The sequence below is a fragment of the Sphingomonas sp. SORGH_AS_0950 genome, from assembly GCF_030818415.1.
Classification (GTDB): domain Bacteria; phylum Pseudomonadota; class Alphaproteobacteria; order Sphingomonadales; family Sphingomonadaceae; genus Sphingomonas.
Map to the genome: position 1 here is coordinate 4,077,884 of NZ_JAUTAE010000001.1, position 12,506 is coordinate 4,090,389.

Genomic DNA, 12,506 nt, shown 5'->3' on the forward strand with positions numbered 1-12,506 from the left:
CTGCTATGGACTGAGCGTGCGGAAAAACTCTTCAAGCTGCGCGTCGATCGCGTTAAACGGCTCTTCGCCATTCTCGCGCATCTCGAGCATCCCGATGAGGTCGGCCGCGGTAAGGAAAACGATCATCTTCTGCTGCTCAAGCCAGGCCCGGCGCCGTTGAATAATCGCCTGAGGCGCTGGCCCCTCGCGCGACACCAGCAAGCCAAATTGCCGCTTCGCCGGGATCCAGAGATATTGCTGGATGGACTCGACCTGCTTGGGCCCAATCGGCTCCGTGTAGTTCTTATACTCAGCGACAGCGAAGCGCGTTCCGTACTCGGCGCGCACCAGCGCCCATGGCGGGCTTCCGCTACGGATCGGGAAAATTGCGTCCATAATGTCTAGGCCATCGTCGCTACGCGTCTGCTGATCTGGTGGCCCTAGATCAGGTTTGAAGATTTCGCTCAGGATATCAGTCCCCCAATCCTCGAACTTCCTCCAATCGTCCTTGCCTGCCTTGATGGCGTCGAGACGGTCTTCGAATTGCGCGAAAACCGGGCGCGGGGGTTGGGTCGAGGCCGCTGCCATCATAATCTGGAGCGACTGCGATGCCGCTACGCTCGAGAACGCAGCTTGCGCAACATCTGGAAAGCGCTGCAGGAGGTGCCTAAGGTCGTCTCCTGTCCATACATCCAGTCCATCCTGCTTCTCTATAGCTTGCCGCGCCCGCGGGGACAGGTCGCCGGACACGACCAACAGACCCTTGGTATCGGGCGTCTGGATCCTCGCGCGAGCCACGTCGCTGGCAAACTGGTTCACGATCGCACTCGGGATCGGTCGCCTATAGTTTTTTACTTCGACGATCATGCGTTCGCCGGTGGAGGATACTAGTTCGAAGTCAGGGGCGTTTTGGCCCAGCCGTGCTTGTGCGATTATAGACAACCCGGATCGTGAGAGCAGCGCGCCCACGAGAAGCTCGAAATCCTGATAATTGAGTGCGTTGAAGTCGAAGGGCTCGCCACTCGATGCTAGATTCGACAATCGCGCCACTCCGTTTGAACGCCAAGCGCTGAGCTAAGCGGTGGGGTTACCACCTCGTCGCTTCAATGATCAATTCCGAACGCTGCCGTTCAACGCGCAAGTGAGGCATCTGCCACGGGGGAACGTAGATATCGACGCCGCGGTCGCCGAGGTTGGATATATGAACGAGCGGCAGCTTCCGGGAAGCGAGAAGGCACGTGCGAACAGCCAAGTTTGGGTCGTTAGCGTCGAGGTGGAGCTGCGTGAACCGGTCGCGAGCATCTCGGCGCCACGGCCTCAGGCTACAGCGGATCCCCGGGGGAGCCAACGCGCGCCGCAGCAGTAGCGGCTTGTTGGAAGGCGCCGCGATCCTATGACTGGCGGCGGAGGCGCATAGAACGGATCGATTTGCCAGCACGTCCATGCGATCGGCGGTGAACCGACCAGCGAATCAAGACGATGATCCAGAAAAGCGCGACCCACCGCACCGAAGCTTGGTACAGTGATGACGAACGGCACCGCTTCGACCTGCATTGGAGATGGGGCGACGGACGGCTGCTGGTGGGCTGGCTGCTGAACCCGTCGACCGCGACCGAGATCGTTCTTGATCCGACGGTGCGGCGGATCATGGTCGAAGCCGACAGGCTGAAACTCGACGGCTTCAGGATCATCAACCTGTATGCGTTGAGGTCCAGCAAGGTCGGCCCAGCCCTTCGCGAGACGATCGCTATTCGGGAGGCGAACGAGGGACGCATCGTCGAGGTCCTGAGTGAGGCGGCGCGTGAGGGCTGGCCCGTCCTAGCCGGCTGGGGCGAGAGCGGCAGGCACAAGCAGGATTGGGCGCTCGCGGCGGCCCGCGGGGCGGGCGTCGAGCTACATCGGTTCGGCGATCTGACGAAGGCCAACCGGACGCCAAGGCATCCGAGCAGATCGGGCGACGGTGACAGGCACCCATACGTACGGTGGGATTATTGAAGCTGGTGATCCTCAAGGAGGAAGCCGTTCCACCGGGGTGAGTGCCTAGTCGTCAGCGCCAGCGACGGGTTCCAGGGCGAGGCTCCTAGCCGGCATCCCATCGAGCCCTAAGTGCTCGATCACGGTCTCGAGCAGCTACTTGGCCACCCAGCTCGATTCGGCAGCCCAAGCCGAGGAATTAACGTCCGAACTCGGGAAACTGAAAGCGGGCTGCGAATGACCGGAGATGATTTTTTCTTGACGCTGCTCAACGGCTTTTGATCGACCAGCAAGTCCGTTTAACGCTTGTCACATCGCCCGCCCGCATTAGCCTTGAAACGACGTGCTCAATATCAAGAGAAGGTCACCGGAGATCCAATGTCGACCAAGACCCATCTGAGAATTGCTGCTGCGCATCTATGCGAACCGCTGGATGCTGCGACTTGGTACGATTTGACCACTGGGCCAAAGGCTCAGCTCGCTGACCCGCTACAACTCGCTGACGGGGTGGACGAATTGAGCGCCGCGGTGCCCCTCTCGGATCACGATCTACTCGATTGGGTGGAGAAGCATCTGAATGGCCGGCTGCACGGCAAGAACGGCCGTCTGCATTTCAAGGTCGCTGAACCGGCGGGACACATCATCTCGGCCGATTACTTTGTTGAAGCGCTGCTGGGCGCGGCCAATCGGATCGACAATGCGCTGCGTGGCCTCACCAAGGCCGTAACCGGCACCGCATGGACGCTGGAGATGGAAGAGGAACTGCTCGCAATCATCGACGGCGTGCGCGACGGTAAGGTCGACGCAACGGCTTTTGCTGCCCGCGTTGCGAAGCCTGACTTCGCGATTGGGACCGCCGGCTACCACCATTTATTCGCACGGAACGCCCACATTCTCATCGAGCAAACCCGAACCGCATTGTTGCGCGCCTTCGATCATGCTGACAGGATGATAGCGCAGATCCGAATCCTTCTCGCAAACGAGGGGAGTCGTTACTATCCGCCGCTCGCGCTCGGCGAGGAGATCGTCAACAGTTCTATGACGGCCGAGCGGGTGCATGGCGCCTTTGCCGACGGGGTCGGCGCGGTGGCGACCGCGTTGGATCTCTTGTATCGAGTCTTCGTCTATCTGGTGAGTGAGCCGTTTGGCATGGCCGATCTCCCTGGCAAGCTCTACTTCCCGTACCATGAGGCCGGCAAGGCCTATAAGCCGTTTCCGAAGGGCGCCGCAGCGGAGCCGACTGATATCGGTGCCGCTTACCTGCCTTATGCGCTGCCGAATGTGGAGTCCGGCAATTTCTTCGCGCTGCGCGTGATGCGGAACGATCTCACCCACAATATGATGTCGGGCCATATCCAGCCCAGCTGCTTTGTTGGCCGCGGTACAGCTCTCGTTGCCAATATCCCGATCCGCTATGTCCAGGCGGTTGCGCCGGACATCGACGGTGACGGCAAGCCGCTCAAGCATGCTTACATAGAGCGCTTCTACCAACAGCAGCGCGACGCGGCCGTGCAGCTTCACGATCTAATCGAAGAGCTCGCGCTGACCGCTGATCACTCTTTCCACTGGCTGGCGCATCGTCTCGAACAGCGTTTGGCGCGCACAACGTCTGGGACCTGACGCTTCTGGGGGGTGGAAGAGAAGCTCGCTAAGCCGCCAAATCCGAACGTCGCCGCTGGCATCAGCATTAAATGGTGTTCGCGATTCGGTTTGAATTTTGCGGGGACCGTAGCGGGCGTCGGTTCTGACCTTCCCTCTGTAACCGCGAATGCCCCAAACCGGACGGTATATCCGTACCGGAGCGACCGCTTTCGCGGGATGAACCAATTGCCGAAGTTGAGAAGCTGAGAGTAAGCCGTGAACGGCCGAAAGTGGGTCATTCTTCTAGCCAGCGGTCCAGTCATTTTGGCGTTGCGAAGTTAAGCTGGTTGCCGAGGCCAGTCGCTGGACGTTTCAGAGTGCGTCGGATTTTCCGAAAAGCAGCCGAGCATTGTGAAAAGATGCCTTCCACAAGACGTCCTTTTCGCGCTCGAAAACGGCGCGGATGCGCCGCAGCTTCGACTTTTCGGCCGCCGCGACTGCTTGTTCGAGTTCGGCGTCAAATGCCTCGTTTGGGAGGGGATTATCGCTGTCGCCCTCGAGGAAGTCGTCGATTAGCCGTAGCTGCTCGAGTTCAACATCCTGCGGCATCACGGTACGCTCCTGTTCGCTGTAGCGTTATTCAACACGCGCTTGAGCTGCCTGCGGCGTGAAGCAAGCTCGGTCGCATCGATGTCCAACCGCCGCTGAAGCTCGGCACCTTTGGCCCCATCCAGCAACGCGTCGACCAGCGCCATCAGGCGGGGGTCGCGGTCGATCGCCTCGCGGATCGCAGCGATCGTGCGGCGGTAATATATGGCGTCATGTCCAAGCTGCTCTGGCGAGGGCGCAAGTGAAGCCAGATCAATGCCACCCTCACCGAATGTGCCGATTAGCACTGGACGGTGGCCGGCCATATCAGCTTCACGCTCAGCGGAGGTCAGGCTGCGCATGATCCCGACGAGGAAGTCGGTGACGTTCCAGCTACGCTGGCACTTGCGCCGCCCTTCAAGGGCTCGGACGAAGGCTTCCTGACGTAAATCCGCGGCGAAGATATACCGGTCGCGTGCCAGATAGCGCGACGAAGCAAGGAGCCGCTGCCTGTCCGAATCGGTGAGCGCGCCCAGCATTACGCCGATCTCGGCCCGCGTATAATGGCTTTCGCCGGCAGGTTCGTCGACGATTGAGGGGGGAGCGGACGAGATGACGATGCCTCCCAATCATAAAAGCGGACCAGCCGGCATATTCGGACAGAAGGATGAAAAAATTGCTTCGGCTGTCTGAATTTTTGAGGTCGTCCGCTTTATGGATTGAAGGATGCTGTTCTCGCTTGTTGGCAGGAATGCCGCAGCAGTCGGCCGGTTTTTTTTCGGGCGAAACTGGCCACCATGCCACCTCAAATAATGCATGGTCTCGTCCACGAGTTACGCCCGATAACGTCGTAGCTGCAGTTCAGCGCTTGAGATTGTTAACCCGCTCGGCGTAGGAGTGCTCTGTTCGCCAGCAGGCGGACCGAGGCGTGACAACCTCGTCGGTAAGTAGCCGTAAGCCCGGCCCGAATTCCATTCGGCCGGGAAGCGGGCGTGCATGTCCAGGGCTCTCTCGAGGGCCTAAAGACGCTCGCGCCTGTCTTACCGCAGGTTGTCACCTCCCGGCTCATGGGCCGGCACCGCCTCGTTTTTCACATGGGGCGGTGCCGCCGGCTGGAATCAGCTTGCCGGCACCGCGCGAACGGGGGTTCGGGCGTGGGTGCAAATTATAGATGCCGCAGCAGGCGGCTTGCCATCATCAGGAATTCGACTGCGGCAACGGCGGCGCTGTTGCTCGCCGCATGCGGCGGGGGCGGCAGTGGCGTGAACACACCCGGTGGGAATGCCCCGCCGACCGGTACGCCTTCGCCAACCCCGGCGGCAACGCCGACGCCATCCCCTACGCCTTCACCAACACCAACGGCTGCCGACACCGCTGAGTACAAAGCATCCACCGCCGTTGTGAGCGCAAAGGCGGCTTATGCCTATGATCGCGGGATCACCGGCAAGGGCGTGACGATCGCGGTCATCGACAGCGGAATCGCGCGGTCCTTGCCCGAGTTCGCCGGTCGCATCTCGGCCGACAGCACCGGCTTCGAGCAGCGCATCGCCCGCTGCGCGACCTGTCCCGGCGAGACGGTGCCGCCCTTCGCGATCGACGACAATGATGGCCACGGCAGCAAGGTCGCCTCGATCGCAGCGGCGGCGCGCAACGGATCCGGCATGCAGGGACTGGCACCCGATGCGATGATCCTTGCGCTCAAGGTGACGGGGCCTGACCTGGACGGCGTTGCCGCGGGTAGCACGACACCGATCCGCGAGGGCACACAGCCGAACGCGGGTCTGATTGCCCCGGCGCTGCGCGAGGCCGTCGCCAGGGGCGCGTTCGTCACGGTGATGTCGCTGAACGGTTTTGGGGGTGGACAGGTCGCGACAGAACAGCGGGCGGCGATGGATGCATTGCGCGCCGCCGACCGGCTGCTGGTCGAGTCCGTCGCGAACGAGACGGGCAAGGACAGCTTCGCCGGCCAGTTCGCCGAGACGCTCGTCGGCAGCGACCGCGCCAACGCCGACTGGTTCCTGTTCGCGATCGGGGTGGACGCGAACGGCAACCCGCGTTCCGCCAATGGCAATGCGGGCGTGCTCGCCGACCGCATGATCGCAGCGGTGGGGGTGAACGTGCAGGCGGTCGACAAGGACGGCAGCATCACCACCGTCACCGGCAACAGCTTCGCGGCACCGGCCGTCGGCGGGGCGGCGGCGCTGCTGAAACAATACTGGCCGCAGCTCGGCGGCAAGGCGATCGCCCGTATTCTGCTCGATACCGCCACCGACATGGGCGCGCCCGGTGTCGATCCGATCTATGGCGCGGGGCTGCTCAACGTCGAGAAGGCGATGCAGGCGCAAGCACCGGCCTCGTCGTTCGCCGCGGCGCAGGCGGTGCTCGCTCGCTATTCGTCGCTCGACGTCTCCGCACCGTTCGGTGGGGCGGCGACAGCGTCGATGCTCGCGACGGCGGCAGGCAGCATGACGGTGTTCGACCGCTACGGCCGCAACTTCGCGATGACGGGCACGACGGGCATCCGCGCACGCTCGTCGGGACTGCTGGCCAGCGGTATGACCGGGTCGATCGATCCGCTGCCCGTCCGCCGCTGGTCGGTCAGCGAAGCACGGCTGGGCTTCGCCGGGCAGGACGTGGTCGGCCCGTGGCAGGGCGCGACGGCCAACCGACCGGCGGTGGCGAGCTTCTCGCCCGCAGCCGGCCAGACGGTGACAATCGGCGCGAACACCGCAGTCGGCGGTGGCTTCTCGCTCACCGACTCCCCACTGCGCGGCGTGGTCGGCCAGCCCATTGGCCTGTGGTCGTCTTGGAGAGACGGCGGCTGGTCGGCATCGTTCGCCTCAGGCTCGTCGCGCGACCGCAGTGCGGACCTGCGCGGTGTCACCTTCTTCACCCCGCTTGGCATCGGCCTGGAGGTAACCGACCTCGTCGAACATGGGCGCGTGCTGGGGTTCGGCGGTGGTATGGCCGCATCAGGCTTACGTGGCGGTCGGACGACGCTCGCCACCCTCGTCACACGCCGCACCGTAGCGGGTGTCGCGCTGACCGCGCGGGCCACGACGGGTAGAACCAGTGTCGACGGTGGCGGTGACGGCCCGATCCGTTTCGACGGTCGCATCGTTAGCACCGCCTTCGCAGTAGAGGGCGTGCGTCCACTGCTCGGCGGCCTGGCGACGCTCGGCCTGTCGTCGCCGCTGCGCGTCGAACGAGCGCGGGCGTCGCTGCTGGTGCCGGTCGCCTATGACCTGATGTCGGGCGTGCTAGCCGAAGAGCGTCGAACCTTCGATCTGTCGCCGACGGCGCGGGAACTCGATCTCGAGCTCGGCTGGTCGACCGCGCTGGCGCCCACCTCGACGCTGCGGGTCGGCGTCGCGCGGGCCTTCGACGCCGGCCATGTTCGCGGCGCGTCCGATGTCGCCGCCTTCTTTAATTTCGTCGTCCGCTGAATCCTAAGGAACGCCCATGTTTAGATCATCCCTGTCCGCCGCTGTCCTGCTCTTCGCAACCGCCACCGGCTTGAGCGGGTGCGGCCAATCCAAAGCCCCGAGCAAGGAGGCGTTCGCCGTCGCGCTCGATTCCGTCGTCCGCGACGTCTTCTGCCATCCCATCGATGTGATGCGGTACGAGGTCGAAGGCGAGCCCGGCGGATCGGGGTTCCCGATCATCACCTCGCCGAAGCCGACGCTCGCGGGACCGGGCTCTGACGGGAAGGCGGTCGCAATGCTGGACGGTCTGGTAGGCGTCGGACTCGTCACGCGCACGACGTTCGAGAAGCCCGCGCGGTGGAGCGGGTCCACTAACGCGTTCGTGCGGCAGCCGTTGATCTCCTACGCGCCGACGCGAAAAGGCGCGCCCTATCTGCATACGGTCGAGCGTAAGGCAACGAACGCCATGGTTTCGGTGCCGTCCTTCTGCCTCGCAAAAGGCGAGGTCGTCGAGGTGGTGCGCTGGACCGAGCCGACCGACTTTGCCGGTCATCGTGTCAGCCAGGTCACCTACACCTATCACGGCGTCGATCCGATCCCCGTCATGCCGCCGGCAGAACAAGCGCAGATGGCCGAGCCGAAGGAGGCGACGATGCCGTTCGAGCTGCAGAGCGATGGCTGGCGACCGATGCCGCGCTGACGATGGACGTGACCGTCACCATCCCATCCATTTCGACCGACACCATGACCCGGGCGCCGAGCGCCGGGCCGTGAAGGGACACTACCATGAAAATGACCAGGGCCGCCGCCATTGTTGCCGTGATGGCGCTGTCGCCCGCCACTGCTCCCGCCATAGCGCAGAAGGCGAGAGTGCCCGCACAACCCGCGTCTGCCATGGCCAAACCGCTGGCGATGGACGTCGCCGGCGTCCGCCTAGGCATGCCGCTGGCCGCGGTGCAGGCAGCGCTGGCGGGAACCTACCGTTGCTCGACTTACCAGGTGGCCTCCTTCCGGCAACTTGTCGAGCGGGAGGTCCGCAAGCGCAAAGGCGTCCCCGATGGCTTCGGCCCTGATGGCACTGCCGTTGGTGACCTGACTTGCCAGGGTCCTGCTGGTGAACATCTCCGTCTGTTCATGGCGCAGACGCCAGCGGGCGAGATCGTCGACCGGATCGACCTGACGGTGTCGACCAACCGCGTCGATCCGGCGACTCTCCTTGCGCAGGTCGAGGCCAAGTTCGGGCGGCCAACTGAGGGCGTCCCGTCGAACGGATCGTGGTGCACGAGCCGATGCGGCGGCGATCTGACCATGGAGCCCAATCCGCGCATCACCGTCAGGTCCGACGCCTGGTCCCTCAAGATATTCGGCACCCGGGGAAGCAACGCGCGTCTTGCCGATGAGGCTGCGGTGAAGGCGGCAGCGGCCCGCGAAGCACCTGCTGCGGCGCGCGGGGCTTTTTGAGGTCGGGCATGAACACGGCCATTGTGTCGCTACTCGTGCCTGTCGCCGCCGCGTTATCGCTGTTGGCCGCCGCGCCAACGCTCGCGAACATGCCAGTAGGCGTCCCGCGAAACGGCGTCGGGGCCACTGCGTCCGTAGCACCGCTGCGGCCGCTGTCGATGCCGATGGTCATGAAGGCGGGAGCCGCGGGGACCGGCTGCTCGTGGTCGCTGGCGACTGATAGGCACATGCGCTTCGCCGCGGCCGACGACCTTGCCGTGATCCGTCTGGCCCGCGGCATCATGCACCTTCGGCCTGCGGCCGGCGCTGGCGACCTGTTCCCGTTTACCCATGATCGCTGGGTCGGGGACAGCATCACCGTGACGGTCACGCCCATCGGCCCATCAAGGTGGAAGGGCACCGAGGTGAACGAGGGGGCGGCCGACATCGAGGTTCGCAACGGTCGCCGCCGATGGATCGCGCGGGGGCGCCTGACCTGCGGATCCTGACCCCAGCCGATGAGGATCGGCGAGCTTCGGATGCCTTTCGGATCAGATAGGAGGAAACAGAAGAAGCCCGGGCAAGATTTAAGGCGCAACAGCGCAAAAAGGTGGTGACCACCTTTTTGCGGGGGCTCACCGACCGTTGGTCGGCGACATCCCCTATATCCTCCACCTTCGGCTCCGGAAGGCATTTTTTGTTCGAGGCCAAGAGGCGCCCCCTTGAGAATAGGGCGGCGCCACGGGACACTGTACGCCATGACCAGCGGCGCCGACCCACTACCTGCCTATCCGCAATATGCGCATCAGCTACAGGCGCTGCTGCGGCGGCTGGCGCGCGAGGATCGCGAGGCGATCGGAGCGAGCTTGCGACGCGGTGGCTTCGGCAAGTGGGAGATCGAGCCCAAGCGAAGTGTCGTGCGCGGTCGCACGCGGGTCACATCCGACGCCGGTTTCGATATTCTTTCGCCCTTTTCCAAAGCCGCCCACGCGCGCCAGCGCGTCGCTAATACTGGCAGCGGTGGCGGACGAGCGACGTCGGTCGACTTCTCACGGGCTAGCCCGCTTTCGGTGAGCCCGCGCCAGACCGGACCTGTGCGGATCCCGCATTTCGACATGGTTCGGATCAGCCGCACCGTCGTCCCACGCGCGAAGGACGGCCGTACCCACCCGCGCTATCCTGACCGAAGCGGCATCGCCGCTGCCCATCACGCTTATGTGACGCGCGGCGGTGTCGCCGACTTCGAAACGCATCTCGACTATATCACCCGTACCACCGCCGTGGAGAAGAATGACACCGCGCGGCTGATCGACATGCTCGACATGGACGAAGATCGCCGGCTGCAGAACCACCTCGCCATTATCAGCAACATTCCCGGCGGGCGCGGACGGGAACGCAGCCTGTTCGAGGCAGCCGAGCGTTGCGAGCGGCAGGCGAAGGGCGGGACGCTGCACGTCTCGACGCAATATGCCGATGACTGGATGCTGCTGGCCACCCGGCATGATGCACCGGGATGGGTGCGCAAGGCTGCGGTGACGCTGCAGCAGAAACGGCTTGCCCAGCAGACGAAGGCGAAAGCTAAAGGCAAGGCCCTTGTCGACACCATCGTCGACATCGCCAAGGTCAACCTGGAAGAGGCCTATGACCGGCTGGTGTGGTGTGATGACCAGCCTGGCTTACCCGCGGCTGCGCGACCGAACTGGAAGGCGGGACCATGCGGGCGCACCCAGACCCGCTTCGTCGGCGAGTTTCCACGCGGATTGAAGCCGGCCGAGCGGCGCCTGGTGCTCGAACGTTTTTGTGAGGCGCTCAACGCGGAAGGCTGGATGTACGTCGCCGCGATCCATCGCCCTGATGCGACGAACGACCCCGACAACTTCCACTTCCACATCGATGGGTATGATCGGCCAGCACGCTGGCTGACGGCGAAGGAGATCAATGACGAGCGCAACCCCCGCAAGCCGTTCGAAGGCGAGGGTTGCTGGGATTTCGAATATTCCGAGCGCAAGCGGAACGGCAAGTTCTGTTACCCTTATCGCCAGGACAAGATCGCAGAGCCGACCCGGGACGTGCCGAAGGACGGCGAAAAGGCCGTTTCCCATTTTGTGGCTGGTCAACGCTACGTCAAAGCGTTGCGCAAACGCTATGTCGACATCGTCAACAAGGTCGTGAATGGCCGGGCGGGCAGCCCCGTCTACGCGACGGGGACGTTTAAGGACGCCAGGATCCGGCTGACGCCGATGGAGCATCTCGGCCCCGCCATCACCGCCAGCGAGGCCAGGGGCGAGGTCACGGCTGCCGGTACGCGAAACGCTCATATCCGGTACGATGATGAGATGCGACTGCTTCTGGAGCAGGCCGATCGCGACCGGCTCGAGAATCGTCTCAGGGCCGCGATCCAGCTCGGTCGACGGGCTTCGGCGGCTTCCCTGAAGGCGACTGCGCACTGGCGGGAACTCGCAAACGCCGCCGTGACGCGGCGGTGCCAGGCAAGGCTGGTCGTCATCGTCGAGCGGATGGTGCGCTCACGGGCTGAGACCGTGCTGCGTGTCGGCACCGCCAGTCTGGAAATCCAGGAAGAAGCGCGCGCTTGGCTGGGCGAAATCAACGCCATCGTGGCACCGACCCCGCAGCAGGCCCGCGCGGCAGCGCGGCTGGAGGACCTCGACGGCAAGGTCGAGAAGGCGTGGGCTGAGGTTGTCGCGGTCACGGACAATTGGCGTGAAAGGTTGCGATACGTCCCAGCTGATCCTGCCAAGCTGAAACCGCTCAAGCCGATATCGCCGGCCTATCGACCGCAGGTCGAAGAACGCTTGTACACATGGCTGATCAAGCATCGCCGAAGCCATGGACACCTGCGTTTCGTCCCGGGCGGATATGTGATCGACAAGACGGTCCCGCCCGCGATCCACCGGCTGTTCCGCCTGCTCGGCGACGAACCTGAAATTCAGAAACTGCTGTTGAAAGAACGCCAGCGGCGTAAGGTCATGGCGGCATCGGCAGCTGTGTCCCGTGACCTGATGCATCAGCACCATGGCGGCAGGTCGGGTCTGCCCGGCGAGGACGTTTGGCAAACGCTCACCGTCGCGGATCGTGGTGCCGACGGCGGACAATCACGCACGCTGGCGGATATCGGCAGCCTGCAGCATGTCGAGCTGCTCCAGACGCTGTCGACAATCCAGGCCAAGCGCCGACGCAAGGCGACGGGTGCGCCGCCCACTGGCCCTGATGAGCCCGCCGCCACGTCGCCCATAGCCGTTCCGGAGCCATCGCCCGCCAATCGTGCGTCGAAAGGCAAGTCGACCGGCTTGCTCGTCCAGGCGGTCGCAGCCGTTGGCGACCGGCAAGCGGCTCAGCCTCAATCCGGTATGTCGGGTGGAAAACGACATACCGGAAGCAGAGGCCCTGCCGTTGGCGTGACAAGCCAGACAAGTAAGAAAGGACAGGAAAGGTAGGCGTTGCAGTAAGGGGGAAGCTGGGCTTTTGAGCCGCTGAAGATCGATGAAAAAGATTGGAGGT

The 12,506-nt window shown here is 63.8% G+C and carries 11 protein-coding genes; 8 read left to right on the top strand and 3 right to left on the bottom strand.

The features are described 5' to 3' along the window. Positions 1 to 3 precede the first annotated feature (3 nt). Positions 4 to 1,020, bottom strand: a complete 1,017-nt coding sequence (locus QE385_RS18385) for a restriction endonuclease (RefSeq protein WP_307104358.1) — start codon at positions 1,018 to 1,020, stop codon at positions 4 to 6. A 438-nt stretch (positions 1,021 to 1,458) separates the two neighbouring features. Here QE385_RS18385 and QE385_RS18390 point away from each other — a divergent pair, with 438 nt between their 5' ends. Beyond that, entirely contained in the window at positions 1,459 to 1,974 is a 516-nt protein-coding gene (locus tag QE385_RS18390) for a DUF1643 domain-containing protein (RefSeq protein WP_307104360.1), read from the top strand. 357 nt (positions 1,975 to 2,331) lie between these two features. After that, positions 2,332 to 3,573 (top strand): hypothetical protein, encoded by a 1,242-nt coding sequence (locus QE385_RS18395; RefSeq protein ID WP_307104362.1) that lies wholly within the window; start codon positions 2,332 to 2,334, stop codon positions 3,571 to 3,573. A 333-nt stretch (positions 3,574 to 3,906) separates the two neighbouring features. On the opposite strand, the gene QE385_RS18400 is transcribed toward QE385_RS18395, so the two are convergent. Then, positions 3,907 to 4,146, bottom strand: coding sequence for a hypothetical protein (locus tag QE385_RS18400; protein WP_307104364.1), 240 nt, complete (start codon positions 4,144 to 4,146; stop codon positions 3,907 to 3,909). Next, entirely contained in the window at positions 4,143 to 4,661 is a 519-nt protein-coding gene (locus QE385_RS18405; protein WP_307104366.1) for a hypothetical protein, read from the bottom strand. The genes QE385_RS18400 and QE385_RS18405 overlap by 4 nt, the downstream gene beginning before the upstream one ends. 632 nt (positions 4,662 to 5,293) lie before the next feature. Between QE385_RS18405 and QE385_RS18410 the strand changes: the two genes are divergently transcribed. The 6 genes from QE385_RS18410 (at position 5,294) to QE385_RS18435 (ending at position 12,442) form a co-directional block, all read left to right on the top strand. Beyond that, positions 5,294 to 5,500 carry a hypothetical protein gene (locus QE385_RS18410; protein ID WP_307104368.1) on the top strand — a complete coding sequence of 69 codons (207 nt, stop codon included), beginning with the start codon at positions 5,294 to 5,296 and terminating at the stop codon, positions 5,498 to 5,500. A 22-nt stretch (positions 5,501 to 5,522) separates the two neighbouring features. Then, complete coding sequence (locus tag QE385_RS18415) at positions 5,523 to 7,568, top strand: S8 family serine peptidase (protein ID WP_307104369.1); 2,046 nt, start codon at positions 5,523 to 5,525, stop codon at positions 7,566 to 7,568. A 16-nt stretch (positions 7,569 to 7,584) separates the two neighbouring features. Then, entirely contained in the window at positions 7,585 to 8,247 is a 663-nt protein-coding gene (locus QE385_RS18420; RefSeq protein WP_307104372.1) for a hypothetical protein, read from the top strand. An 86-nt stretch (positions 8,248 to 8,333) separates the two neighbouring features. Further along, the gene (locus tag QE385_RS18425) at positions 8,334 to 9,008 is read left to right on the top strand and encodes a hypothetical protein (RefSeq protein WP_307104374.1); all 675 of its coding nucleotides are present in this window, start codon (positions 8,334 to 8,336) and stop codon (positions 9,006 to 9,008) included. An 8-nt stretch (positions 9,009 to 9,016) separates the two neighbouring features. Then, a complete protein-coding gene (locus tag QE385_RS18430; RefSeq protein WP_307104375.1) occupies positions 9,017 to 9,496 on the top strand; it encodes a hypothetical protein in 480 nt (159 codons plus the stop codon). 249 nt (positions 9,497 to 9,745) lie between these two features. Continuing rightward, positions 9,746 to 12,442, top strand: coding sequence for a hypothetical protein (locus tag QE385_RS18435; protein ID WP_307104377.1), 2,697 nt, complete (start codon positions 9,746 to 9,748; stop codon positions 12,440 to 12,442). Positions 12,443 to 12,506 lie beyond the last annotated feature (64 nt).

Bases quoted from the DNA above. Each gene is read 5' to 3' on its own strand.
- QE385_RS18425 (WP_307104374.1), top strand. From the start codon at position 8,334: ATGAAAATGACCAGGGCCGCCGCCATTGTTGCCGTGATGGCGCTGTCG.
- QE385_RS18430 (WP_307104375.1), top strand. From the start codon at position 9,017: ATGAACACGGCCATTGTGTCGCTACTCGTGCCTGTCGCCGCCGCGTTA.
- QE385_RS18435 (WP_307104377.1), top strand. From the start codon at position 9,746: ATGACCAGCGGCGCCGACCCACTACCTGCCTATCCGCAATATGCGCAT.
- QE385_RS18420 (WP_307104372.1), top strand. From the start codon at position 7,585: ATGTTTAGATCATCCCTGTCCGCCGCTGTCCTGCTCTTCGCAACCGCC.
- QE385_RS18410 (WP_307104368.1), top strand. From the start codon at position 5,294: ATGCCGCAGCAGGCGGCTTGCCATCATCAGGAATTCGACTGCGGCAAC.
- QE385_RS18395 (WP_307104362.1), top strand. From the start codon at position 2,332: ATGTCGACCAAGACCCATCTGAGAATTGCTGCTGCGCATCTATGCGAA.
- QE385_RS18405 (WP_307104366.1), bottom strand. From the start codon at position 4,661: ATGCTGGGCGCGCTCACCGATTCGGACAGGCAGCGGCTCCTTGCTTCG.
- QE385_RS18390 (WP_307104360.1), top strand. From the start codon at position 1,459: ATGATCCAGAAAAGCGCGACCCACCGCACCGAAGCTTGGTACAGTGAT.